Annotated in this window: 21 protein-coding genes; 14 read left to right on the forward strand and 7 right to left on the reverse strand. The window is 59.5% G+C overall.

Annotation, left to right across the window (positions count from 1 at the left end; translation table 11 throughout):
• Positions 1-51: 51 nt before the first annotated feature.
• Positions 52-1,164 (reverse strand): glycosyltransferase, encoded by a 1,113-nt coding sequence (locus tag ACFX5Q_RS05560; RefSeq protein ID WP_404276023.1) that lies wholly within the window; start codon positions 1,162-1,164, stop codon positions 52-54.
• A 633-nt stretch (positions 1,165-1,797) separates the two neighbouring features.
• Between ACFX5Q_RS05560 and ACFX5Q_RS05565 the strand changes: the two genes are divergently transcribed.
• From ACFX5Q_RS05565 to ACFX5Q_RS05615, 11 genes are all read left to right on the forward strand, one after another.
• On the forward strand, positions 1,798-3,096 hold the full coding sequence (locus ACFX5Q_RS05565) for a polysaccharide biosynthesis/export family protein (protein WP_404276024.1): 1,299 nt from the start codon (positions 1,798-1,800) through the stop codon (positions 3,094-3,096).
• Positions 3,097-3,754: 658 nt separating this feature from the next.
• Entirely contained in the window at positions 3,755-4,945 is a 1,191-nt protein-coding gene (locus tag ACFX5Q_RS05570; RefSeq protein WP_404276025.1) for a glycosyltransferase family 2 protein, read from the forward strand.
• Between the two features lies 1 nt (position 4,946).
• On the forward strand, positions 4,947-5,918 hold the full coding sequence (locus ACFX5Q_RS05575; protein ID WP_404276027.1) for an NAD-dependent epimerase/dehydratase family protein: 972 nt from the start codon (positions 4,947-4,949) through the stop codon (positions 5,916-5,918).
• A gap of 59 nt (positions 5,919-5,977) precedes the next feature.
• A complete protein-coding gene (locus ACFX5Q_RS05580; RefSeq protein ID WP_404276028.1) occupies positions 5,978-6,910 on the forward strand; it encodes a glycosyltransferase in 933 nt (310 codons plus the stop codon).
• Positions 6,907-7,899 (forward strand): glycosyltransferase family 2 protein, encoded by a 993-nt coding sequence (locus ACFX5Q_RS05585; protein WP_404276029.1) that lies wholly within the window; start codon positions 6,907-6,909, stop codon positions 7,897-7,899. Before ACFX5Q_RS05580 ends, ACFX5Q_RS05585 begins: the two co-directional genes overlap by 4 nt.
• Positions 7,883-8,983 carry a Gfo/Idh/MocA family protein gene (locus ACFX5Q_RS05590; protein WP_404276030.1) on the forward strand — a complete coding sequence of 367 codons (1,101 nt, stop codon included), beginning with the start codon at positions 7,883-7,885 and terminating at the stop codon, positions 8,981-8,983. Before ACFX5Q_RS05585 ends, ACFX5Q_RS05590 begins: the two co-directional genes overlap by 17 nt.
• Positions 8,980-10,077: an NAD-dependent epimerase/dehydratase family protein gene (locus ACFX5Q_RS05595; protein ID WP_404276032.1), complete on the forward strand. Its 1,098-nt coding sequence runs from the start codon at positions 8,980-8,982 to the stop codon at positions 10,075-10,077. Before ACFX5Q_RS05590 ends, ACFX5Q_RS05595 begins: the two co-directional genes overlap by 4 nt.
• Positions 10,074-11,636: a glycosyltransferase gene (locus ACFX5Q_RS05600; RefSeq protein ID WP_404276034.1), complete on the forward strand. Its 1,563-nt coding sequence runs from the start codon at positions 10,074-10,076 to the stop codon at positions 11,634-11,636. The genes ACFX5Q_RS05595 and ACFX5Q_RS05600 overlap by 4 nt, the downstream gene beginning before the upstream one ends.
• Positions 11,633-12,634, forward strand: coding sequence for a polysaccharide deacetylase family protein (locus ACFX5Q_RS05605; protein ID WP_404276035.1), 1,002 nt, complete (start codon positions 11,633-11,635; stop codon positions 12,632-12,634). Before ACFX5Q_RS05600 ends, ACFX5Q_RS05605 begins: the two co-directional genes overlap by 4 nt.
• Positions 12,627-13,505, forward strand: a complete 879-nt coding sequence (locus tag ACFX5Q_RS05610; protein ID WP_404276037.1) for a glycosyltransferase family 2 protein — start codon at positions 12,627-12,629, stop codon at positions 13,503-13,505. Before ACFX5Q_RS05605 ends, ACFX5Q_RS05610 begins: the two co-directional genes overlap by 8 nt.
• Entirely contained in the window at positions 13,502-14,467 is a 966-nt protein-coding gene (locus tag ACFX5Q_RS05615; protein WP_404276039.1) for a glycosyltransferase family 2 protein, read from the forward strand. Before ACFX5Q_RS05610 ends, ACFX5Q_RS05615 begins: the two co-directional genes overlap by 4 nt.
• 41 nt (positions 14,468-14,508) lie before the next feature.
• Here the strand turns inward: ACFX5Q_RS05615 and ACFX5Q_RS05620 are convergent, their stop codons facing one another.
• From ACFX5Q_RS05620 to ACFX5Q_RS05630, 3 genes are read right to left on the reverse strand one after another with little or no spacing between them, the layout of a single operon-like run.
• On the reverse strand, positions 14,509-15,552 hold the full coding sequence (locus ACFX5Q_RS05620; RefSeq protein WP_404276040.1) for a polysaccharide pyruvyl transferase family protein: 1,044 nt from the start codon (positions 15,550-15,552) through the stop codon (positions 14,509-14,511).
• A 12-nt stretch (positions 15,553-15,564) separates the two neighbouring features.
• On the reverse strand, positions 15,565-16,797 hold the full coding sequence (locus tag ACFX5Q_RS05625) for an ABC transporter ATP-binding protein (protein ID WP_404276041.1): 1,233 nt from the start codon (positions 16,795-16,797) through the stop codon (positions 15,565-15,567).
• A gap of 3 nt (positions 16,798-16,800) precedes the next feature.
• Entirely contained in the window at positions 16,801-17,646 is an 846-nt protein-coding gene (locus ACFX5Q_RS05630; RefSeq protein ID WP_404276043.1) for an ABC transporter permease, read from the reverse strand.
• 334 nt (positions 17,647-17,980) lie between these two features.
• On the opposite strand from ACFX5Q_RS05630, the gene ACFX5Q_RS05635 reads away from it, so the two are divergent.
• The gene (locus ACFX5Q_RS05635) at positions 17,981-18,304 is read left to right on the forward strand and encodes a DUF3606 domain-containing protein (protein WP_404276045.1); all 324 of its coding nucleotides are present in this window, start codon (positions 17,981-17,983) and stop codon (positions 18,302-18,304) included.
• 94 nt (positions 18,305-18,398) lie between these two features.
• On the forward strand, positions 18,399-18,548 hold the full coding sequence (locus ACFX5Q_RS05640; RefSeq protein ID WP_404276047.1) for a hypothetical protein: 150 nt from the start codon (positions 18,399-18,401) through the stop codon (positions 18,546-18,548).
• 1,497 nt (positions 18,549-20,045) lie between these two features.
• On the opposite strand, the gene ACFX5Q_RS05645 is transcribed toward ACFX5Q_RS05640, so the two are convergent.
• The 3 genes from ACFX5Q_RS05645 to ACFX5Q_RS05655 all read right to left on the reverse strand — a co-directional run bounded on the left by ACFX5Q_RS05645 (position 20,046) and on the right by ACFX5Q_RS05655 (position 23,084).
• The gene (locus ACFX5Q_RS05645) at positions 20,046-20,300 is read right to left on the reverse strand and encodes a DUF982 domain-containing protein (RefSeq protein WP_404276048.1); all 255 of its coding nucleotides are present in this window, start codon (positions 20,298-20,300) and stop codon (positions 20,046-20,048) included.
• A gap of 211 nt (positions 20,301-20,511) precedes the next feature.
• Complete coding sequence (locus tag ACFX5Q_RS05650; protein WP_404276049.1) at positions 20,512-20,667, reverse strand: DUF1127 domain-containing protein; 156 nt, start codon at positions 20,665-20,667, stop codon at positions 20,512-20,514.
• Between the two features lie 341 nt (positions 20,668-21,008).
• Complete coding sequence (locus ACFX5Q_RS05655; protein WP_404276050.1) at positions 21,009-23,084, reverse strand: FAD-dependent oxidoreductase; 2,076 nt, start codon at positions 23,082-23,084, stop codon at positions 21,009-21,011.
• A 72-nt stretch (positions 23,085-23,156) separates the two neighbouring features.
• Here ACFX5Q_RS05655 and ACFX5Q_RS05660 point away from each other — a divergent pair, with 72 nt between their 5' ends.
• Positions 23,157-24,107: a LysR substrate-binding domain-containing protein gene (locus ACFX5Q_RS05660; protein WP_404276051.1), complete on the forward strand. Its 951-nt coding sequence runs from the start codon at positions 23,157-23,159 to the stop codon at positions 24,105-24,107.
• Positions 24,108-24,130 lie beyond the last annotated feature (23 nt).

Genomic DNA, 24,130 nt, shown 5'->3' on the forward strand with positions numbered 1-24,130 from the left:
CAGAATTCACGATCGGCCCGGCTATCTTGGTCGCCAGTCCTTTGCCGGTCCTTACATTCCGTCGCCCAACACCGCCTCAGCGCGGACACGCAAAGCGGCCTGCGAATAGGCCTGCAGCATATTCTGTCGTGCCTGCATTCCGATCTTCTTGCGGAGCGTTTCATCGCCCGCGAACATCAGTGCTTGCGTCACCGCCATCTCCGCCGAGGGAACAGCAAGCTTCAGCATATTCTCTCCATCCTTGCCGTAATCCCGGACCCCGCCGACGTCGGTCGCGATCACCGGAAGGCCGGCAAGCATCGCCTCGGCGACGACGATGCAGAACCCTTCCGTATCGGATAGGTTGATGAACACGTCATGATCACAGGCAAGCTCGAACCAGCGCGCGACATAGCCATGGAAATGCACACGATCTCCAACGCCGAGCTCATCCGCCTTGCGCGAAAGCGCCTGCCGTTCCGGCCCGTCGCCGTAAAGATCCAGGCTTGCAGAAACGCTGCGGTCTTGGAGCATTCGGATGGCCTCGATCAGGCGGTCAAAGTTCTTCAGCGGGATTAGCCGTCCGGCAGCAGCAAGGCGCAAGGGTGTGTGAAGCGCGTAATCGCGCTTGTAGCTGGAAGCCTCATTGGAGCAAAACAGAGGCACGATATGCGACCGGCGCCTGCGCGGCAGGAAGTATGCTTGCGTCTCCTGCAGCGTACTTTCGCAATCAGCCCAGATTTCGTCGACGCGCCAGGACAGCGCCTTGAGCACAGGGCCATAAACGCCTGCGGCGCGCCGGGAGCGGTAGCGGTAGCGGGCGCTGTGTTCGAATGAAACGCAGTGCAGCCGAGGAGCAAACATCGCAGCAAGCCGTCCCAGGAGATTGGCCTGTTTGAGCGACAACGCAACCATATCCGGCCGCCACTCCCAGATGAGGCGTAATACTACAAAGAACGAGCCCACGAAGTTGCGCAAGGAAGTCTCTTCACTCTGCGAAGTCAGGATAAAATTGTGCTCTCCGATCTGTGCGGCAATTTCATCGGCAAGAGCCCCCCCGCGACCACGGCAACAGGCGAGAATCTTCAGCTGGTGGCCGCTGAAAAATCCTGCTCGCAACAAGGTAAGCAGCCCGTGCTCGGCGCCACCGGGATCGAATCCGTAGATGAAGTAAAGAATTCGCATGTGATAGTGAAGCGCTCCGATTATGTTGCACCTCGTATCTACTATCGCAAATAACTGGCCGATCTTGTGCGGACTTCTCCACCGCTTGCGGTGAGGGGCCGGTGGTGCGGCTTGGGAGGTCTCTCGGTTCCTGCCGCCTTAAGAGACCTCGCAACCGCCTGAAAGACCGGTAGACCACAAGATGGCCGGTTTCTGCCCTTTCAGGCCCGATCATATGGCTTTGTTTATCTCCACTGCCTGCCAATGAGCATTGGATGCGCGACGCAGGCCGAAAACAATCGACTCGAAGGGCTGCGTTGCCAGCCGCCGTCCAGCTCCATGGTTCTGCCTGCTCCGGGGATAGGTGTCCTTCTCACCTGCCGCTACACGCCACTACTTCAACGATAGTGCTGCGGGAACGACGCTAGCTCTTCGGTCCGTCACGCCGATCCCGTCGAACTCTTCCGCCTGGGCGACTTTTGTACCGAGCTTTACCTGGGATAAGTGAGGCATATCGGACAGACACGCTGTGACCGAGGGCACAGTGAACTCGATATTTTCATGACAGGTTGGAGCAGCTGATATCCTCCTCGATGCGTGACTGCTCAATCCATTGAATGGGTTGCGACAAGGGGCTGAATTGAGTGAGCGCAAATGTCGAATAGATCGGGGCGGTGGCAGGCAGGCAGCTGCGCCGCGCCCGCGTGCATATTTCTGTGGTTCGCATGCGCGAATCTGTCGAATGGCCCTGCCCTAGCTGAGGAGCACAATGTCGACAAGTACCGTCTGCAGACTGGCGACGTGATCGGCTTCGCTGTCATAGGCTATCCCGAGATGCAAAAGCGAGCTGTTATCGATCAGAGCGGTATAATTGTGTTACCGGTCTTGGGTCCCCTAAACGTTCTCCAGAAGACAATAGAGGACGTACGCAAGGAGGTAATCGAGGTTCTAAAACCGAAGTCCCTTCCGCAGCGATCCGCCGACGGCACTGAGAATTGGACTAATTTCTACCCAGATCAGATTATAGTTGATATTGAGGAATACCGACCCGTCTATATTGACGGCGACATTGCTTCTCCTGGGACTCAGGCCTTCAGACCAGGAATGACTGTTCGACAAGCTGTGGCGGCTGGCGGCGGCTATAAGCTCGGTCGTGGTGAGCTTGAAAACCCTGAACTGACAGTGGCGGACCTTGGCGGCCGCCTCGACGTTCTGCGCATCAAGTATCAGGAAAGCGAAATCAAAGCTGCTCGCATAAAAGCACAGCTGAGCGGCGCCAGGGCGATTGAGGTTCCGGACGCAGAACGTGACCCGAGCCTAAAACCTCGTCGCGACGAAGCTTTGCAGCAGGAGCAGAAGCATCTTGAAGCTCTCTATGGGGATCAGGAGAAGGAGCGCGCTTCAATCAAGTTGGCCACGACCAAGGCGGCGGAACGGATGGGCTACCTGAAGGAGCAGCAGAAGACAGATCAGGCGGGTGCGGCAGCGGATGCGGCGGAACTTGTTCGCCTCAAGAAGCTCTTCGAAAAAGGTCTGATCCAGATCACCAGGGTCAACGATGCTCAACGCGCAGTGCTCTTGTCCGCGACCCGCGCTTTGCAAACCAACGCTGAGATCTCTCGACTTGAACGCGACCAAGGCGATTTGCAGCGAAGCCTTGAGAAGCTTGCCGACCAAAGTCGAATTGACCTGCTGGCTAACTTGCAGACCGAAAGCGCGGCGATGACGCAAATGCGCGCTGAGATGGCTTCGTTGGCCAAACAAATCGCCTACGTGAGGCAGCTGCGCAGCGACCTTGTGGCCGAAGGGAGCCGGCGGGTTACGATAGGTGTAACCCGTTCCAATGAAGGACAGGCAGAGACGACCGGGGCGACTGAAGATACCCTGCTCGCTCCGGGTGACACCATCACAATTACGCTGCAGGCCCCGCCAGGAGCGGCGGTCGCGAACTAGCTAGCTAAATATTGTATTAGAGGCGGAGATCAGCGGTGTTCTATCGAGATGTGATCCGGGCCAAAAGAATTCAGGTGGCCGCTCAGGGTCTGGGCAAAGACGTGATTGCCGCATGCCTGGTACGCCGCGTTAGATCGTCAGCAAGCAGCGCCAGGGTTCTATACCGAACCCCTCGCCGGTCTCGAATTGACGCGCAGCGGGCGACCACGGGTTCGCGAGGCGCGCTACGGCGTTCGGACGAAGTCTGCAAGCGGCTGCCCTCGTGTCTTGGCACCGGGCCTAAGGAGACGAGTCCGGCTTCCTTCCAGACGCGGCCGGCGCCAGAGCCCTTGAAGTGGACGACGGCCCAGGACTTGGTTCCGCCTTTCTTACGCGGAGATAGAACGCACCGCCGTCGCTATATCGCCCGGTTTCAACTCCTTGGCACGAATAGTAGTTTCAGCTAATATGTGCAGTAAACGACCCATCCCAGCAACTCTGTGCCTAGCGTTGCGGCGGATAGCAGCAGACGAAGAACGCTGAAAAACAAAGACATTCAGCGGTTTTTGCGGAAGCCTGCACACCAGCGGAGAAGGGTTTAGATGACACTCTGTCCGTCAAATCATTTCTGGCCAATCTGGGAACGATCGCAGTGCTCTTCGTTCTGGCGTGACTAGGGATGGCGGAGTTGCCGAGCAATTCACAACACTCTGCCCACGCGCTCGTGGCGGTTATCATCCCTGCCTACAACGCGGAAGCATTCATCGAGCGTACCTTGGCGTCCGTGCTTGCCCAAACGCATAGGAATATCGAAGTAATAGTCGTTGACGATGGTTCGACCGATGGAACAGCATCGATCGTTCGACGACTGGCTGATGGCGACAGGCGCATCAAGTTGCTCCAACAGAAGAATGGTGGCGTCGCGTCGGCGCGGAATGCGGGGATGCGGGCTAGCAAGGGCACCTTTATAGCGCCCATAGACGCCGATGACCTCTGGCACCCGACCAAGCTCGAAAAGCAACTGCGTGTTTTCGCTGCGGCTGGCAATGACCTAGGGCTTGTCTATACACTTTACCGGACGATTGATGCCGACGATATGGTGATCATGACGCCGAAGCGGACGCACCCGAATGGATGGGTGTTCATGCAGCATCTCGGACAAAATTTCATCGGCAACGGCAGTTCGGCGATGTTTCGGCGCGATGTTCTCTTCGAAATGGGTGGCTACTCCTCGCGACTGCGCGAGAGCGGTGCAGAGGGTTGCGAGGACTTCTTCATCCAACAAAGCGTTGCCTCGAAATACCGCTTCGGCGCCGTTGAGGAGCATCTTGTCGGATATCGCCGAACGCCAGGGAATATGTCGGCAGATTTCGTGCGAATGCTCATCTCGCGTCGGTTGGTGCTCGAAAGCGTACTTGCCCGCTGTACAGAGGCGGTGAAGCCGGACTTGCTGGATGCGATGTTCCGTACCGATGTCGAGATTGCCAAGCTTGGGTTAATGACGCGCCGATTTGCTGCGGTCGCCAGGCACTGCACCAAGATGCTCTGGCGGTCACCTGTGCAGTTCGCGAAACTCGTTGCAGCATTCGCGGCCATTTTCCTGCGCAGGGTGAAGCGAGCGCTTCCGCAACCGGAAAGCCAGGACCGCAGCTCGGAGATCGCACGAAATTTTTGGAACTACTCTATTCATGAGTTTGCGGATTCCGACGAGCATGCCAACCACCGCGTGGGGCTCAGCAATCTTGCTGTAATGGACGAGAAACTTGGACCAAGCGGAGCCTATTTGACGCGGCCTCCTGAACAAGGGACGCTTGCAATGCCCAACGAGCACACGAATTCCGACAGCCTACTACGTCCCCTCGAGACATGAGATGAAGAAGCTGTTGCTGGCTGGAGGAGCAGGATTCATCGGGTCGCACCTGGTCGACCGGCTTCTTAAAAGAAACGATTTGGACATGCTGGTTGTGGTCGACAGCCTATGGACCGGCAGGGCCGAAAACATTGATCATATCCGAGATCAACGCCTAGTGCTGGTCCGCTCCGAGGTGGAGCATTTCAAATCCGATTTCCAATTCGACGAGATTTTTCATCTTGCGTCGCCCGCATCGCCGCCAGTCTATATGCGCGAGCCCGAGCGTACCGTCTCAGCAAATCTGATTGGCGCCATGCGGCTCTTGAAGCTGCTCAAAAAGGGTGGGCGAATCTGCTTTGCGTCGTCCTCGGAGGTTTATGGAAATCCGTTGGTCAACCCCCTGCCCGAGACATATCGGGGGTCAGTGGACTGTACGGGCCCGCGCTCTTCCTACGACGAAGGCAAGCGCTGCACCGAGGCGCTCCTCTTCGAGAGCAACCGTGTCCGTGGCGTCGATGTGCGGGTTGCCAGGATCTTTAACGTCTACGGTCCGCGCACCCGAGCCGATGATGGGCGTGCTGTTTCCAACTTTATCGCCAATGCGTTGTCCGGCAAGCCGATCGTCGTTCATGGTGATGGTCTCCAAACCCGCAGCTGGGGTTATGTCGACGATATTGTCGATGGGCTCGAACGGCTGTTCTGGCTGGAGAACTTCAATCATGTGGGAGCAGTCAACGTAGGAAACGACCGGGAAATTTCGGTGCTTGAGATCGCGCAATATGTTGCGGGCCTCATTCCCGGAACGACAATTGTTCATGATGAGCCGGCGCCACAGGATCCGACCAACCGGCGTCCTGACCTGACCTTGTGCCGAAGAATCCTGCCGGGGTGGTCATGCAAAGTGCCCTATGAAGAGGGTCTCGTGCGCACCTTGCGCTGGTTTGAGGGCAATGGTGGAATTGCGGAAATGAGGGCAACCCATGCGATCTAGAGCCGGCAATGATCGGCATGATCTGAAATAGGCGATCGGCACGTACTGCGGAGCGGAAGGTGAATGAATCAACGGTTCGCGTGACCGTCCTTATTGTCACTTACAATCACGCACGCTACGTGGCGGCCGCAATCGACAGCGCTCTCATGCAAGAGGCCGATTTCGGTGTCGAGATATTGATCAGTGAAGACTTTTCGACCGACGGTACCCGGGAGATTGTCGAGCGATATGTTTCCAACCATCCTGAAAGGCTGTCGGCGATCTATTCCGGCAGTAATGTGAGATCGAACGAAGTCGTCGCGAGGGGACTCCGGGTGGCGCGTGGGCGCTACGTCTCGGTCCTCGATGGAGACGACCTGTGGACATCCAGGACCAAGCTGAAAGATCAGGCGGCCCATCTCGACGCGCACCCGGAACTCTCCGCAGTATTCTATAATGCAGTCGTGGCGGATGGCGATGAGGTCACATCGACGCGGTGGACGCGGGCGGACCAGAAACCCATCGTGACCCAAAGGGATATCTGGGAAGGCAATCCTTTCGCAACTTGCGCCGGCATGATGCGAACCGCGTGCGTTCGAAACGTGCCGTCGTGGTATGCTGATTTCTTTCCGATTACTGACTGGCCGCTGTATGTGCTTTGCGCAAAGACAGCAGATCTCGCTTTCGTCGACGAGGTAGCAGGTGTCTACCGTCTGCATCCGGGCGGACTCGTATCGGCACTGCCAAACCGGCGCAAGCTGGATGCAATCGAAGGATTCTACCGGCGCATGGCGCAGGTCATGGACACTCAGGGGGCAAATTCTGCGCGTGGCGGCTGCTCCCGCTACTTCTATGAATGGTCAATGCGGTATCTGGTAGAAGGCGATTTGCCATCGGCCAGATCGTGCTTCCTGCGGAGCCTTCGCGGCGGTGGCATCGCACGTGATGTGCCCAAACGCGACATTGCCAGGTTGGGGCTGCACCTGCTGAAGTCCTCGGTGCTCCAGAGATGACGGCGGTCCGCGACTTCGAGTATCGCGATCCGATCTCGCCGTTGCCACGGGAGGCTGCTCGCCCGAAATGGTCGGTGATGATCCCCGCCTATAACTGCGCCCGCTTTCTTGCCGCAACGCTGGAAAGCGTGCTGGCGCAGGACCCCGGCCCGGCTCAGATGCAAATCGAGGTGGTTGACGACTGTTCCTCCGATGATCCGCAAAGAGTCTTGAATGAAATCGGTAGGAACCGCGTTGGCTTTTTCCACCAGCCGCAGAATCTAGGGCATATCGGCAACTTCCATACCTGCCTGGATCGTGCCCAGGGCGAACTCGTACATCTCCTGCACGGCGACGACGCTGTCCGCCCCGGCTTCTACGAATTGCTCGGACGAGGCTTCGATGCGGACCTGAATACGGGCGCGGCATTCTGTCGGGCGATCTTCATGGATGCCCACGGACAGGAGCTGTCGATCCCGCCTGCAATGCAGTCAAGCCCCGGACGGCTCGAGAATGCGGCGGTTCGACTGGCGCTGGAACAGCACATCATGACGCCATCAATCGTGGTGCGGCGCGCGGTCTACGAAGAACTCGGCGCGTTCGACCGGCGGCTGAAATGCAGTGAAGACTGGGAGATGTGGGTCCGTATCGCTTCTCAGTTTCCTGTCTGGTACGAACCGCAGGCCCTTGCACTTTATCGGATGCACCCCCAGTCGAACACAGGGCGCCATATCCGAAGTGCCGAGGACATGGCCTACACGCGAATGGCGATCGATATTTTCAAGAGCTATCTTCCAACCGAGCTTGCGGACGATGTCGCCGCGTCGGCCCGGCGAACCTATGCGCTAAGCGCTCTCGAAACTGCGCGGCGACAGCTCGGCGCCGGTGATTGGGCTGGATGCCTGGCGCAGATGAGCGAAGCGTTCCGCTTCGATCCCTCACTCAAGACAATTGGGCGTATGCTGCGGCTCGTTGCAAGACAAGGAGGCAGGATTGTCCATCCTGGCTGAAACCGAGCAGCGGCCTGCAGGACTCCAGCAAGCTGAACCGGTCCGGCTCGTTTTGGCCGGATGTGGCGCCGTCACAAAGCTCTACTATGCGGAAGCGCTTTCACGCCTTCAAAGCAGAGGCCAAGTTGCAGTCGCGGGGATATTCGATCCAGTAGCGAAGCAGGCCGCGCTCGTTCAGGGGCGACTGCCCTCAGCCAAGGTTGCGGCCAGTTTCGAGGGCCTTTTGGCTATGGACGCCGATATCGCGATCATTGCTTCGCCACCTCGATATCACGCTGATCAGTCCATACAGGCGTTGGAAGCCGGCATGCATGTTCTGTGCGAAAAGCCGATGGCCACGAACTGCTCCGAGGCGGATCGTACCCTGGCGGCAGCGGCAGCCAACAATCTTCTTGTGGCAACAGGGCTCGTCAGAAGGCAGTTCCCCGCGACGCGTTCGATAAAGGCCATGCTGGAGGGCGGATTGATCGGACGGCTGCGAAGCGTCAGTTGTTTTGAGGGCGGCTTCTTCCAGTGGCCGGTGGCTTCGATGAGCTATTTTAGCTTCTCGGAGTCCGGTGGTGGCGTGCTTCAGGATATCGGCACGCATTGCCTTGACCTCTTGACCTGGTGGTTTGGAGAACCCGACGAGATTCACTACGCCGATGACGCAATGGGCGGCGTCGAGGCGAACTGCCTTGTCCGGCTGCGTTTTAGCGGCTTCGACGCGACGGTCAGGTTGAGCCGGGATTGGGCTCGCCCGAATCTGTACCGCCTTGAGGGCGAACGCGGCTCGATTTCCTGGACAGTCAATGAGACCGAGACTGTGGAGGTCGCCTTGAATGGAAGTCGCACGACAGGCTTCGCTTCCTTCACCAATGCCGACGGCCGGTCGCGCGATTTTGTCGATGCATTTTGCGATCAGATTTCGGGCTTGGTGGATGCGGTCCGGAATGGGGCCCCCCTTTCCGTGCCGGCCAGCGCTGGGCGCAATGTGCTCGATCTGGTCGAAGGATGCTATGCCAGACGGAAACTGATGGACATGCCCTGGCTCGGTTCGGAAGAATTGCTCCATATCACCGCTTGCGCTGGGATCAGACAATGACCGGCACAGTTGCAGTGCTTGGCGCCAACGGCTTCATAGGTTGCCGCACAGTGGAGTTTCTGCAACTTTCCGGCTGGGCGAATGTCAGGCCGATCGTTCGCAGGCCGGATGCTTTGGCCAGTCTGTCTCGCTTTGCGATTGACGCAATGGTGGCGGATGCGCGTGATCTTCAGGCTCTTACCGCGGCCTTTGCAGGCTGTCAGTACGTCGTACATGCAGTTGCCGGTGATGCCCGCACGATCGTCGATGCTATCGAGCCCGTCTATCGTGCAGCCGCCGCTGCCGGCGTGCTTCGTCTGATCTATCTCAGCAGCGCTTCCGTTCATGGCCAATCGCCCCCGCCCGGGACGGACGAAACGAGCGCGCTGCATGACGATCAAACGATCGAGTACAACAATGCGAAGGTTCATGCCGAACGCCGACTCGGGCACCTGTCACGCGAGGGCGCGGTGCAGGTAGTGGTGCTGCGGCCTGGAATTGTCTTTGGCCCACGCTCCCGTTGGACGGGTGGTTTTGCCGACGAGCTCATTGACGGTTCAGCCTACTTGGTGGATGGCGGTCGTGGTATCTGCAACAGCGCCTATGTCGACAATGTCATTCACGCGATCAAGCTTGCCATAGAAGTGCCCGAGGCGTCTGGGCGAACCTATCTGATCGGAGACCTGGAAGAGATCAGTTGGGCAGATCTTTGCCGACCGATCGCCGAGGCACTGGGGTTCGACCTGGCCACGATTTCGATTTCAGCGCCCTTGTCATTTGCTCCGAGCTGGAAACAAAGGCTGAAGGAAAGCGAAGGATATCGGCGGCTTGCCCGAAGCCTGCCAAGGCCTGTTCGCAGCGGACTGAAGGCAGGCTATGCCGAGTGGCGCAAGGCAGGACGCAATGCGACCGGTGCGACTATGGCCCCAACGGTCATGGTATCGGAGGAGCGTGCACTGTTGCACCAGTGCCAGACGAAACTTCCATGGCGTAAGGCCGAGCACGAACTCGGATACCAGCCGGCTGTCAGCTTCGAGGAAGCATGTCGGCGGTCGATCGGCTGGTTGACCTTTGCGGGCTACCCGACCTGCGGAAACGGAGCGGGTGAGAGATGACCACCCGCCCCGCTGCATCCAGCGTTTCAGTTGTCATCACGACCTACAATCATGCGCGGTTCCTTGCCGAAGCCATCGACAGCGTCCGCAACCAGACCGTAAAGCCGGATGAGATCATCATTGTGGACGATGGGTCGTCGGACAATCCCGAAAGTGTTGTTCGTCGATATGACGACGTCCACTACATCCGCCAAAAAAACCAGGGTTTGGCCTCTGCCCGTAACACAGGGATGACGGCAGCGCGCGGCGAATTCATTGCCTTCCTGGATGCCGACGACAGGCTGCGCCCGGTCGCGCTCGCAACCAATCTTGCCTTGTTTTACGACAATCCCGATTGCGCGTTCGTCTACGGTGCCTACCGCGACATCGACGAGGGCGGTGCAGTCAGGAATACTGTGCCACTGAGGTCGGCGGGCGAGGACCCGTATGCGGGGTTCCTGACAGGCAACCTGATTGGAATGCATGCGACAGTGCTTTATCGCCGCAGGACATTGGAAGCCGCCGGCGGATTTGACCGGTCACTGCGGGCTTGCGAGGACTACGACGTCTACCTTCGCCTATCACGGGCGAACAAGGTAGCCTGCACTCCGGAATGCCTCGCAGATTACCGTCGGCACGCAAGCAATATGTCGAAGAGCAATCCGATGATGTTGCGCGCGGCGCTGAAGGTCCTTCGCCGGCAGCGGAACGTCGCGCAGACCAATCCTGATTGGGCGGCCGCATACCGTCAGGGTGTCGAAAAATGGAAGTGCCATTATACGGACCTGCAACTGGCACAGCTTGGTACAGCGCTTCGATCCCGTTCTTCACTCGCCGGTCAATTCAGCAGCACGATCGCCGTTGCGCTTGCAGCGCCGTTGCAGACCGCCTTGATGCTCCGGCATCGCATCAGGCGCCGTTCAAGTCGGCACCGCTCGAGCACCCGGTTCGGTGACCTCGAGCGTACCGTACCCTTCAGCACGGAGTTCGGGTTTGATCGCGGCAAGCCAGTGGACCGCCGCTATGTCGAGACTTTCCTCGCGTCCTGTTCGTTGAACATATCCGGAAGGGTCCTGGAGATTGGCGACAACGCCTATACGATGCGTTTCGGAGGCAGTCGGGTCACCACAAGCGATGTTCTGAACCGTTATGACGGCCACCCGTTGACAACCTACGTGGGTGACCTGGCGAACAGCGAGGATCTGCCCTCCGAGACCTTCGATTGTATCGTGCTCACCCAGACCCTGCACCTCGTTTTCGATCTACCCGCTGCGGTCGCCACCCTGTGGCGGATCCTGAAGCCGGGAGGCGTGCTTCTGATTACAGTGCCTTGGGTGAGCCCGATTGACAGGGGAGAATGGGGTGGGAGCTGGTACTGGTCGCTTACTCCGGCTGCCCTGAGGCGACTTCTGTCGGACAGGTTCGGGGCGAAGAACGTCGAAGTCAGTCACTATGGAAGCGCGTATTCTGCTACGGGCTTCCTCTACGGCCTGGCAGAACATGAGCTGAATTCGGCATTACTTGATGTGAACGACCCCTACTGTCCGGTAATAGTCGCGGCGCGGGCTTTCAGGCGATGAGCGGCGCCGTGACTGCGCGTCAAACTGTCAGCAAACTCCTGCGACGGGGGCGCCTGCTTGCCGGTTTCAATCGACCTATCGTGCTGATGTATCACCGCGTCGGAGCACCGCCCGTCGATCCGTGGAAACTCGCGGTTTCGCCGCAAAATTTTGCACGCCAGATCGAAGTCTTGACGAAAGCGCGTGGCATTGTTCCCCTGCAGTGGCTGGCGCAACGGCTTCGCGAGGGACGGCCACCGAGAAATGCGGTGGCAATCACCTTTGACGACGGCTACGCGGATGTCCTCCAAAACGGCGTGCCGATCCTGCGGCGTATGAACTGTCCTGCGACTGTCTTCGTCACCACCCATGCGATCACCGATCCGTCAGTGTTCTGGTGGGATATTCTATCCCGCATCATTTTGGAAATGCCAGCTCTCCCGAATGCTCTGGAGATCGAGATCGCTGGCCGAAACTATGACTGGCGCGTGAGGAAGGACGCAATGCAGGCGGACTCCAATAACGCGATCAACCGCACGAAGCTCCATTTCCACTTGCACGCACTGCTGAAGCCGTTGAGAGCACACGAACGCGAGAAGGCGCTGGAGCGGCTGGCAAGATGGGCAGGAACCGACGCCAGTCCCCGAGGGCGCGATCGCGCCATGACGCATTCGGAGCTGCGGCAGCTCGCCGACTTCGATGGCGTTGCGATCGGCGCCCACACCTGTACGCACCCATCCTTGCCGCTACTGAAACGGGACGATCTTAAGCGCGAGATTTCGGGCAGCCGCCAAAAATGCGAGGAGATTACAGGACGGCGGGTGGTGGGATTCGCATACCCGTTTGGAGATTTCGATGACAGCACCGCCAACGCCGTAAGGTCTGCCGGCATGGACTATGCAGTAACCACCCTGCCGCGTGAAGCTGGGCCTCGCGTCGACCCATTCCGATTGCCGCGCGTTACGGTCGCCAATTGGGATGAGGCTGACTTTCGGCGCATGGTGCTATGCCATGGCTGACAATTCAGGCGGACAGCCGCGTGTCACGGCAATTATAGTCGTGTTCAACGGTGAGAGGTATCTCCGGGAAGCAGTTGATAGCATTGTAGGTCAAAGCTTCGTCGACTGGGAACTCCTCGTTGTCGACGATGGCTCGACTGACCAGTCGTCCGCCATCATACGCGGCTATGAGCAGCGCCTGCCGGGCAAGGTTCGGCTATTGTCTCATCACGACAACCGCAATCATGGTATCAGTGCCTCGCGCAACCGTGGGCTGGCGGAGGCGCGCGGCGCCTATGTCGCGTTTCTCGACGCAGACGATACATGGCTGCCCGAAAAGCTTTCCGAACAAGTCTCCATCATGGAAAGCGATCCGGCGCTAGGCATGATCTATGGCCGCACTCTGATCTGGCATAGCTGGGACGAGGCTGCCGATCATGCAGACTTCCACTACCCGCTCGGCGTCGAACCAGACGCCCGTTATGAACCACCTGTGCTGCTGGAGCTGCTGCTGCAGAACGAGGTCCAGACGCCGACAACTTGCAATGCCCTGATGCGTTCAAGCTTGTTCGCAACGCTTGGGGGATTCGAGAACAGCTTTCGCCTGATGTTCGAGGATCAGACATTCTTTGCCAAGGCGCTCGCATTCGCGCCCGTCTATGTATCCGGCCGCATTTGGGCAAAATACCGCCAGCATGCTGAAAGCTGCTCTGTCGCCTCCGCCAGGGCAGGCGCTGACGAGGCCGCGCGTATTGCGTTTCTCAAGTGGCTGAATGGCGTGATGGCGGATCAGGGCGCCTCTTTCCGCATTCGTTCCGCAATCTGGAAAGTGCTCGCGCGCGAAACCTGGAAAGCGAACAAGCGAAGTATCAAGAGACGGCTTCAACGATGACTTCCCTGCCGCGGGTGACGATCATAACCCCCTTCCTCAATGCGGAGGCAACTCTGGGCGAAGCGATCGCCAGCGTCCGAGCCCAGACGGTTACGGATTGGGAGCTCTTGCTGGTCGACGATGGCTCGACGGATGACAGTGTCAAGATCGCCAATGATGTTGCGGCAACCGATCCCCGAATTAAGGTGCTGCGCAGGCCTCCCGGATCCAAGCGTGGCGCCGCGGCAGCGAGAAACGCCGGAATAGAGGCCAGCAGCGGCGATTTGCTTGCCTTCCTGGATGCAGACGATCTGTACGAACCGCATATGCTCGAGACGGTTCTGGCGGCAGCCGATGCCAACCCGGAAGCCGCAATGATCTTCGGGCCGACGAGATGGTGGTATCCAGACGGTGAGAGCCCCGACTGGATCGAGCCGACGGACGGGCTTGCCGGCCGTTTGCATCAACCTCCGCGGCTTCTAAGTCGGCTTCTGCTGATGCAGGATGGTCACGTTCCGTGCACCTGTTCCGTGCTGGTGCGCCGGAGTGCCATCGAACTTGTCGTCGGCTTCGAGGAACGCTTCCGGCTCTACGAGGACCAGGCGCTGTGGGTTAAGCTGTTTTTGCGCTACCCGGCCTATGTCACACCAATCTGTCTTTCGCGTTATCGGCAGCACTCCGGCTCGGTGTCGGCGGATGCGGCCAAGCGTGGCCTTTATGATCGCATGGGCTCGCATCCGGCCCGCGCACCCTTTCTCGACTGGCTCACCGAGTACGTTGTCAAAAGCGGGATAAAGGATCCGAAGCTCGATCGCGCAATTCGCCTCGCGCGATCGCCTTACACCAGCGAGCCGACCGTTCGAAACAAGGCCGATCGGCTGTCATTGAAAGCCGCAATGCAGCTCGCGCGGCTTCGTCATCGCTTTGCGCGAAGACTTGCTCGCCTTTACAGGTTGATGACCGGGAGCGTCAGCGGATCGTGACCACCAATTGGTGAGCGCGTCAGCGATACGCCCCGGCTCGTTCATCCTCGACGAAGCATGGTGAAAGCTCCCCGGACAACCTTGCGTCTCCACGACTTGGCCGCAGGCGGCGTCTCCACATCGTTCCGTTCGGCTGTCAAATCGCCGACGGGCTGAAGGCCGGCCCTGAACGCTTCCATTCGCTCGGGCAATTGACGGGCGCGGAACGAGGCCTCGACCTCGTCACCGGTCAAGCTGTCCAACAGCCGCTCGCGGGTTTGAAGCAGGAGTTTCTCGGCGTCCGACGCGCACTCTCCTGCCAACCGCCTTGCCTCGGGACTCAAGGCGAAATCCAGCGCCTGCGCTAGTTGCCGCTCGTCGATCTGGTCCAGCGTGAGCACGTTCGGCCAGCCAACCCGGGTGCATTGCTTGGCGATCTTGCCGCTGCCCGGCACCGTATCGATTGCAAGCGCCGGCACGCCGTTCTTCAGGGCAAGGACGAGGCCGTGCAGGCGCGTCGTAATGAGGACGTCGACTCGCGCGATCAGCGCTTCGACTTCTCCGGGGGTGCGCAGACCCCCCTCATTGACGTCGAGCCGCGTGTCGATGCCAACGATGGCGAGCTCGCGGGCTTCGATCAGTTTCGCGATCGCCGCGTTGGTGCGCGCGACTTCCGCGCCCGGATGCTCCTCGACGAGGCAGACGCCGACGACCGGAGGAAGATCCTGCCGCGCCGCGAAGACCATATCCGGATTGGATACGACTGAACTGTCACGCTCGATCAGCAGATCGAACGGGTTCCATTCGTCCAACGGGAGGTCCATCGACAAGTTCAGCCCGATGAGCCGGCATCGCGCGAAATGCCCGAGGAATTCCGCTTCAAATTCGCCGCGGCCAAACGGACCGCAAACGAAGATCACGTGGGAATAGTCGCCAGGATCGAGCAGTCGCCAGTTTAAGCCGCCGGCAAAGGGCGGATCAGTCGCCAGATCGTAGGCAATGGATCTTTCGTCGAGCCATCGGCAAAGAACGTCGCGTGACAACAGGTCGCCGGCCGTGGCGTGCCCGCGCGCGAAACTGAACCAGCCGGCCACCAGTATCTTCATCGATATCCTAGCCTACGTTCCCCTGGTCCAGCGGTGAGGCATCGTCATGCTGCCGTACCCTGGCTCTGCATTGACCAGCCGTCCGCCGAGGACGCCCGGCTGCACATCGAAGGTCGCCGCACCCTCGACGTGATCCTCGAGCGCACCCTCCCGCGATGTCAGCGCGGCATTGATGCGATAGCGGCCGGGACGCAGCAGCAAGGGCTGGAACTCGCAAACAAAACTGTCGCCGACGAGCTCGCTGTCAGAATGCTCGGCAGAGTCGAATGAGGTCACGGCATCACCGAACTCATCGTAGATTGTGAAAGAACAATCGACCAGCGACTGGTCGCCAGCGGCACGAAAACGAAAACGAGTGCGCTGGCCGGAGGTCGGGACGCTCGTATCGCCTTCGATCTCGATCGCCATCAAGCGAACCCGCCCGCGACCGGAGCGGACCGCGCGAGTGGCGAGATCCTCCGCGGCCTGGTCCGTGATCGTCCGAAGGTAAGTTTCGATCACTTTTGCAGTGGGGCCGTCTGCCTTGATCGTGCCGTCGCCGATAAGGATCGCCCGGTTGCAGAGTTTCTGGACCACGGACAACTGGTGGCTGACGAAAATGACCGTGCGGCCAGTCTGCGCGATCTGCCCCACCTTGCCGATGCACTTCTTCTGGAATGCCGCATCGCCGACCGCCAACACCTCGTCTACGACAAGGATGTCGGGCTCGACATGCGCCGCCACGGCAAAGGCGAGCCGCAAGTACATACCGCTTGAGTAACGCTTGACGGGCGTGTCGAGAAACGGCTCGACGCCGGAGAAATCGACGATCTCATCGAGCTTGGATCTGATCTCGGCGCGCCGCATGCCGAGTATCGCTCCGTTGAGATAGATGTTCTCGCGGCCGGTGAGCTCCGCATGGAACCCCGTGCCGACCTCCAGCAAAGCTCCCAGCCGTCCGCGTATCCTCGCGCGACCGGAAGTCGGTTCCACAATCTGCGCCAATATCTTGAGAATGGTGCTCTTTCCCGCGCCGTTGGGTCCGATCACGGCAAGGACTTCGCCTGCGCGCACCTCGAAGGAGACGTCCCTCAGGGCCCAGAATTGATCGTCTCCACTGTTGCGCCGACCCAAATCTGGCTCCCCGTGAATTATTCGCCTTGCGCCGCTGGCCAGCGCGTCCCGCAAGGTAGGGAAGCTGTTGTTCGCCACCCCCAATCTATAGGCTTTGGAGAGATTGGTGGCTTGAATCACTATGTCGGTCATTGCTCAGATCAGGTCCGGAAACGCGCGTTCGGACTTTGAGAAAATAGCCAGTCCGGCAACGAGAAGGGCCAGTGAGGAGAGGGTCGATATCGAGATCATGACCCAATCGGCGGGCGTGCCCAGTACGCTCCAGCGCACGGCTTCGACTACCCCGACCATAGGGTTCAGGCTGTAGAGCGGCCGCCAGAAGGGGGGCACGAGATTGCCCGGATAGACAACCGGGGTCATGAACAGAACTATCTGGAGGCTGAACGGCACAAGATATCCCACATCGCGAAAGCGGACATTGATCGCAGATAGCGCCACTCCCAGCCCAGTCGCCGACGCTGCCATGACGAGCACGAACAGTGGCAGGAAGAGCACCTGCGGTGCCGGCCAGCTTCCGAATGCCAGCAGCGCGGCGAACAAAAGAGCGAAGCCGACGATCATATCGGTCAGGCACGCGGCTATAGCGGACATGGGAATGATCAGACGCGGAAAATAGACGCGCTTCACTAGTTCCTGGTTGCTGACAAGACTGCCCGTCATGCTGCCAACCGCTCGCGAAAAAAAATTCCATGGCACGAGCCCACACAGGACAAACAGCGGGTATGGCGCGCCGTTTGATGAGATGCCTACGAGTCGACCAAAGAAGACGCTGAAGACCGACATGGCAACGAGCGGCTGCAACATTGCCCAAAGTACGCCCAGATAAGTCTGGCGGTATTTGACCTTGAAATCGCGCCAGGCCAGGAAGAACACAACTTCCCGATATCGCCAAAGCTCGGGAAGGTCGATCAGCCGCCGCTTGCGGGACGGATCGATCACCGTCTCAACAGTTGCAGGTAGCGGGTCTGTCCGAACCGACACTATGATGGCGTCCCTGCTTCCTTGACGGCCCATTGAGGCCTACATTTCCGCGCAGTGCAATCAGGACTTTCTCCGTAGTCTATCCTCCGGAACGCTCGAACGCCTGGACTATTGGTTTCAGCCTCCGTCAGCGGTAGCCGTCGAACTTCACCTCATGAATCCAGTCGCCGCCCTGTGGTGGTTTTCCACCAGGGTCGGCATCAACGGCTCAATGAACTCCAGCCGGATGGTGCCGGCGCCTGCCCGCCTGCGCATGGAACCGAGTGTAGGCCGCTGGCTTATATTAGCCAGAGCGAACATAGCAATTTTCTGCAAATTTTAAGGAGCAGCCGATATGGCAGACGACAAAAGCAAACGCGACTTCCGGGACCGCAAGCAGCTCTCTGCGGATGACGAATATGAGGTGAAATTTTTCGCGCTGCAAAACAACATCACACCAGAACAGGTGCGCGAGCTGATCCGCCAGCACGGCAACAATAGGGCGACCCTAACCAAGGCCGCGCAGGCTTTGCCGGGAACACATGACCAACTCTCGGACCTTGGGCCGCCGATCGGCGGCACGCGTCATGGTGAGCCCGTGAAGCATGAGAGCGCGACCATTTCCACTGCTGCCCGGTTCGTGGCCAGGCCGTCGACTGGCGCGACCTGCGGCAGGTGATCAGGCACGAGCAGCCGGGACACACGCCGCCGCTGGAAATAAACGCATCACAACCAAACGCAAATCGAAACGAGGCATTGGCATTGGCGACGACATGTCGATAATCGCCACCGTGTTGCAGCGCATGGATGACGACCGCGTCAGCGTGGCGATCCCTTCTTATGACTTCCCGCACTCGGTAGCAGACCGCATTGCCAAGAAGGGTCAGAACATTGAGCTGATAGGAAGTCACGCGCATCGATGATGCCGCTGGCAAAGTGACCTTGAACCTTGGGCCGCTTGTGACGGTCGATCTGGCTAAGGTGCGCTTGGCAACTGGATTTGAATGGCCGCACCGCTGAGCGGCACTTGGTGATATGCCGGACTGAATCCGACGGGCTTACCCGCCCAGGCTCAAGCGTTCGACGGTCAACTCCGCATCACGTCTATACGCGACGGCGGCTCTTCTGTTAGCTTGCTCAGGCGGCGGACCGATTGCCCGCCTGGCCGGCGCCCTTTACCCCAAAGCCCCCCGCCCAACGGGGCGCAGGCCATCTTCTACGAGCGAACAGCGCTTCGGTTTCGGCGTGGAACAGATGGGCGTATCGCTACCTTGCAGGCGGCGCATCTGGCCTCGCGCAATCGGACAATGACCATTGTTCACAGGGTGACGGCTGATCGCTCACGAGTTTTGCGAATCCGTAGGCGAAGGCGAAAAGAAGCGCCAGGACAACCACTATTCGGACGGCCATGGGGGAATGTAGCAGGATCCCGTTTAGGATGCTGCAATCCCCACTACCTACTGCTGAAATCGTCAACGTGCCTGTGCGGCGGCAATGCGTGCGTTTTCTTGAGAGCACCGCGGCGCTTGCGGATGGATGAAATGAGATCGTCGACACGATCTGCCGGATCGTCCGAGGGCTTGCTCTTGCTGCCACGCGATCCAGCCTCCAACTGGTTGTCGAAGATGAGCTTCAGCAGGTCGCAGGCTACCTTGGCGCGCTGCCATGTCCCTCCAGTAAAGGGGTCTCCCTCCAAGTACCCGACGTTTCGAGGGGACGTCGGAAGCTCGCTTTGTGATCTTCCATGGTTCCCCAACGGCAAAGACGAACCGTGGGTTCGACCTGACATAGCAAGGTGGTTAACGCCGCAGAGGGTGTCTCGCTCTTCAGGCTCTGCGTATGGCTTGTTGAAGGCCATGAAGTCCGATCAACGGCAAGCCTTACAAACGTCGTGGTCTCCCCCAGCTTTTTTCCCGCATGGCGGGCCAATCAGCGATGAGGTGACCACCACACATGCCAACTGCCAGGCCGCAAGCGGTCTCGAGACTCGGCTGCTGGGGTTCTCATCAGATTGGCAATGTCGTGCAGAACGCTCTTCATATCCGCACCCGAAAGAGCCAGGTGATCTCGGGCATGCTTCGGCCGGCGCGCAAAGCCACGCATCTGCGGGAGAAAGCCGAACCAGGCTTGTCGGCGGTTCCCAGCTGGCACAACCGTCCCCGCAGCGGCCCGACAGTCTGTTGGGGTAGAACTGCGTGACCGCCGGGCCTAACCGGCTAGGGTGGCAAAGCCGGCTTAGCGTCAATAGTAATATTAGCAACTCCTTAATAAAAGCCTGCGGCGCAGTTTTCCCCCAGTTTTAGGGCTATGTCGCTCTCCCCTTGCCTTGCAGTTGTTCGTCCGCACTGCCAACGTCCCAATCAACCATAGTGCCAGAAAGAAGCGGCGACCGACGAAGGTGGCCGAGGCGGCATAGGTATTCAGTTTTCTTCTTCAATGCGGGGAAGGAGGCGACCATTCTCTATGGCGGCAATCCTGAAGCACCTCCTGGCCTCCTGCGGAGTCGCATTGCCAGTCAGGGCGGCGGTGCAAACGCGTGCCGCTCGGTTCCAGTGCGGGCCACGCTCGGTCCATGTCAGGAGTTCCTTGGACGCAGCCTGTACGTCGCTGATCAGAAGTCGGTGACCGGCATTGGTCTTCACAGGGACCTTGGGGCTGAACGAGAGAGCGGACATTAGTAAAGTCTAATGGAGCAGCGGAATGTTGGGTAGAAATTTCTGAGCGGAGCTAGCGTAGTCTGCTCGCTGACAGGCCCGTCGCTTCTCGCCACAGCGGCCGCATTATCTATCCTTTTGGCGTCGCCGCGCCCCGCAGCAACACCGCCGTCGAGGAATTTGCGTAGGTTCGGTATTGCGGTTTCGACGGTCGTGACCCGCCTCCATCATTTCAACGAAGCAGGCTGGCGTGGCAGGCACGCTCGCGGATCTCTTCGCGAGAAATGCCAGCATCCGCCAATGTGCTGTCCGGGACCTGCCTCAAGCTCGCAATCGTCTGGCGATAGGCAAGCCAGCGGGCAAAACGGTGTCGAAGTTCATACAACATGATCGTCTCCTTTGGCGCGCGGAACGCCCGCGCGCCTGGGTTGGTCGAAAGCGCAAAGCATCTGCGCGAAGCACATGCCGATCGAAAGGATAGCGCTGGCTTCTTGGCCAGCTTTGGCGCTTCTCGCTGTCCCGCCAGGCAGGATGGTCCAAGCCTCCAATGCCTGGATACTTGCGTGTGATGCCCGCTTCGCGCTACAGCCACGGTCGTAAGGAGTTTTTCATTTCTGCAAAATGGATATCGGTTTGGCGATCCTTTGAAACGTTAGGTATGCGGTCCAATGTCACCCACGATCGAGGTCGCGCCCACCGCCCCTTCGTGGCTGTCGGGCTGTCGCCCGTCTACAATTGCGAACAGAGACGGTAGGACTCATAGATCGACGAGTAGATATCCCGGCTGGCAACCGCGTCCCCAATGCGGTGTAACTCGAACGATCCCGCGATCGGGGAGGGGGTGTCCCCCTTCGCCCTCGCTGCCGTCATCAGCGCAATGTCGGTGACGCCGTTGTTGGAAGAGCGGGCACGCAATTCCTGATAAACGTCCTCCATGGGGACCGTGCCACGCTCGATTATGAGTTGGGCAGCACGCATTTCAGTTTCTGCACCTGTGAGCTCATGCCGGAACCTGCCGATGATCCCGTTGCCATGGCGCGCTGCCTTGGCCAACCGGACATCACTGACAACCCGGATGCCGAGTTCCGACAGGCGCTTGCGGAAAATTACCCTATCCGGGTAGGGGGTCTCGATCGCCAGCGTGTCGTCCGCGATGGCGAGTGTAACCGTGCGCCCCATGCGAGCAAGATGCAGGGCGCAGGAAACCGCGGCCTGGCGTCCAGTCTCATCGTAGATGAGCACATCGTCCTTCGCCGGCACGACCCCGGTCAAGACGTCCCAAACACTGTCGCAATGTTCAGCGCCCTCCAGCCATTCCATATCGGGAACGCCGCCGGTGGCGACGATCACCGCGTCGGGTCTTGCGGCAAGGACAAGCTCTGCATCCGCATAGGTATTGAGACGGACTTCCACGCCAAGGCGCGCGAGTTCGTCGATGCGCCAGTCGACTATGCCGATCAAATCCTTGCGGTCGAAGGCGGAGGCCGCGACGAGCACTTGTCCACCAAGCCGCGCTCCGGCTTCCAGCAGGGTCACGCTGTGCCCGCGCTCGGCGGCGACCCTTGCCGCCTCCATCCCGCCCGGACCACCGCCGACCACGACCACCCGTCTCGGTGTTTCGGCCCGCTCGATGATGTGGCTGACGAGCGTTTCGTGTCCGCTGGCCGGGTTGTGGATACAATGGACCTTCTTATAGAGGCAGTAGGACGCGCCGACGCACGGGCGGATGCGTTCTTCTTCTCCGCGCATCACCTTGTTGACGATATGCGGGTCGGCAATATGTGCTCGGGTCATGCCGACCAGATCGACAAGGTTCTCGCGGATCGCATGCCGCGCCGTGGCTATGTCCCGAATGCCTGCAGCGTGGATCACGGGCAGCCTGGTTTCCCGTTTGAACTGTCCGACCAGCGGCAAGAACGGCGCGCTCTGGCTGAACATGCCGGGCATGTTCTGCTCAGCCAGCGACAAGTCGGTGTCCATGCGGCCAAAGATACAGTTGAAGAAGTCGATATGACCTTCCCGCTCGAACAGTCTGGCGAAGGCAAGACATTCCTCGAAATCCGACCCGTCCTCGACGGCCTCGTCGATCACGAGGCGGATGCCGACAGCGAAGTCGTCGGCCACCGCGCGACGAATCGCCTCGTGCACCATCAGGCCGAAGCGCGCGCGATTTTCCAGCGAGCCGCCGAAGGCGTCCGTGCGTCTGTTGGTTCTGCGCGAAAGAAATTGACCAATCAGATGCCCGCCGGTGACTGTCTCGATGCCATCCAGATCGCCGGCCTGGCAGCGCCTGGCGGCACTGGCGTAATCCTTGACGATCCTGTCGATGTCCGCGGCGTCCATCTCTTTCGGAAAATTCCGGTTTCGCGTCTCACGAACGCGTGACGGCGCCACCGGCGGCAGCCAATTCCCGGCATAGGCAGTAGCGCGCCGGCCAAGGTGCGACACCTGGCACATGACGGCGGCACCATGGCGATGGATGCGCTGCGACAGCGACTGGAGATGCGGGACAATGCGGTCGCTCGAAAGATCCAGCTGACCGCCGCCCCAACTCGAGTCGGGCGAGGTCATGGCCGAGCCGCCCACCATAGTCATCGCCAGGCCGCCGCGCGCTTTCTCCTCATGGTAGCGTTGGTAGCGCTCGAGCGGCTGGCCGCCATCGTCCAGCATCGAAGCATGACTGGTGCTGACAACACGGTTGCGCAGCGTCAGATTCTTGAGCCGAAACGGCTGAAGCAGAGGATCGCTGGATGTGCTGCCTGCTTGAGATCCCGCTACCTTCACGTCCTGCTCCGCCCCATTCATGAAGGTTATACTTCGCCATTTCCGAGATCGCAGAAAGCTTGAAAATTGTTGGGGTGGCTATACGCTGGGCGCATGGCTGGCTTCGCAAAACTCGTTCCTTCAGCGCGTGGACTTCTTGTCTTTGAGTCGGCTGTCAGATCGGGAAGTTTCACGGCCGCCGCCCGGGAATTCAACGTCACACAACCGTCCGTCAGCCGAAGCATCGCCCAGCTCGAGGCCGATATTGGCGTCGCTCTTTTCACGCGGGGTCCAACGGGGTTGACCCCGACCCCAGATGGACGTGCCCTCTATTCGGCTGTGCGGGAGGGATTTGACGGCATCCAGGAGGTGATCCACAGGATCAAGGAGAAGAATGCGGCAAAGCCGGTCGTGACGCTCTCCCTTTCGAGTTCGCTGGTGACGCATTGGTTTGTTCCGAGGCTGAGCGCCTTCAATACAAGATTTCCAGATGTGGACCTGAGATTCGAATTGATCGCGGGCGTTCTGCGCGGGCCGGCCGAAAACGTCGACCTTGCCACGAGAATCCTGGCCGATGACGACACGAGCTATCATCGTTGGGCGTTCTCGCCGGAAATCATCGTTGCGGTATGCAGTCCTTCCTACCTGTCGGTTCGTGGTCCGTTGAAGCACGACGCGGACGGCGGAGGTCATGTCCTGCTCCATCTCACCGATCCCAAATTGCAGTGGCTGGACACTTGGGGCCACGTCGCCGACCGCAAGACCAGCAGGGCAAAGTGGCTCGAATTCTCAGACTACGCGGTTGTGCTTCAGGCCGCGATGAACGGGGAAGGCGTCGCGCTCGGCTGGCTCAGCAATGTTTCGAGGGCCTTGCTTCAGGGAGCACTTGTTCCGGCTTCGGACCGGCAGATCAACACCGGCCGCACTCATCACCTGATTGCGCCACGCTCGCGGCCGCTGCGGCCTGTCGTCTCCGAGATCTGCGCTTGGATGATTGCCGAGATGCAAGCGGAGTTGAAGGCTTTGCACGCAACATTGCGGCCGGACGTCTGGCAATCGGGTTGAACGTCGGGCCGGCTCTCTTGTCG

This window comes from Mesorhizobium sp. IMUNJ 23033 (assembly GCF_044778005.1).
Classification (GTDB): domain Bacteria; phylum Pseudomonadota; class Alphaproteobacteria; order Rhizobiales; family Rhizobiaceae; genus Mesorhizobium; species Mesorhizobium amorphae_A.

Bases quoted from the DNA above. Each gene is read 5' to 3' on its own strand.
- ACFX5Q_RS05560 (WP_404276023.1), bottom strand. From the start codon at position 1,164: ATGCGAATTCTTTACTTCATCTACGGATTCGATCCCGGTGGCGCCGAG.
- ACFX5Q_RS05565 (WP_404276024.1), top strand. From the start codon at position 1,798: ATGTCGAATAGATCGGGGCGGTGGCAGGCAGGCAGCTGCGCCGCGCCC.
- ACFX5Q_RS05570 (WP_404276025.1), top strand. From the start codon at position 3,755: ATGGCGGAGTTGCCGAGCAATTCACAACACTCTGCCCACGCGCTCGTG.
- ACFX5Q_RS05575 (WP_404276027.1), top strand. From the start codon at position 4,947: ATGAAGAAGCTGTTGCTGGCTGGAGGAGCAGGATTCATCGGGTCGCAC.
- ACFX5Q_RS05585 (WP_404276029.1), top strand. From the start codon at position 6,907: ATGACGGCGGTCCGCGACTTCGAGTATCGCGATCCGATCTCGCCGTTG.
- ACFX5Q_RS05595 (WP_404276032.1), top strand. From the start codon at position 8,980: ATGACCGGCACAGTTGCAGTGCTTGGCGCCAACGGCTTCATAGGTTGC.
- ACFX5Q_RS05600 (WP_404276034.1), top strand. From the start codon at position 10,074: ATGACCACCCGCCCCGCTGCATCCAGCGTTTCAGTTGTCATCACGACC.
- ACFX5Q_RS05605 (WP_404276035.1), top strand. From the start codon at position 11,633: ATGAGCGGCGCCGTGACTGCGCGTCAAACTGTCAGCAAACTCCTGCGA.
- ACFX5Q_RS05610 (WP_404276037.1), top strand. From the start codon at position 12,627: ATGGCTGACAATTCAGGCGGACAGCCGCGTGTCACGGCAATTATAGTC.
- ACFX5Q_RS05615 (WP_404276039.1), top strand. From the start codon at position 13,502: ATGACTTCCCTGCCGCGGGTGACGATCATAACCCCCTTCCTCAATGCG.
- ACFX5Q_RS05620 (WP_404276040.1), bottom strand. From the start codon at position 15,552: ATGAAGATACTGGTGGCCGGCTGGTTCAGTTTCGCGCGCGGGCACGCC.
- ACFX5Q_RS05625 (WP_404276041.1), bottom strand. From the start codon at position 16,797: ATGACCGACATAGTGATTCAAGCCACCAATCTCTCCAAAGCCTATAGA.
- ACFX5Q_RS05635 (WP_404276045.1), top strand. From the start codon at position 17,981: ATGGCAGACGACAAAAGCAAACGCGACTTCCGGGACCGCAAGCAGCTC.
- ACFX5Q_RS05640 (WP_404276047.1), top strand. From the start codon at position 18,399: ATGTCGATAATCGCCACCGTGTTGCAGCGCATGGATGACGACCGCGTC.
- ACFX5Q_RS05645 (WP_404276048.1), bottom strand. From the start codon at position 20,300: ATGTCCGCTCTCTCGTTCAGCCCCAAGGTCCCTGTGAAGACCAATGCC.
- ACFX5Q_RS05650 (WP_404276049.1), bottom strand. From the start codon at position 20,667: ATGTTGTATGAACTTCGACACCGTTTTGCCCGCTGGCTTGCCTATCGC.
- ACFX5Q_RS05655 (WP_404276050.1), bottom strand. From the start codon at position 23,084: ATGAATGGGGCGGAGCAGGACGTGAAGGTAGCGGGATCTCAAGCAGGC.
- ACFX5Q_RS05660 (WP_404276051.1), top strand. From the start codon at position 23,157: ATGGCTGGCTTCGCAAAACTCGTTCCTTCAGCGCGTGGACTTCTTGTC.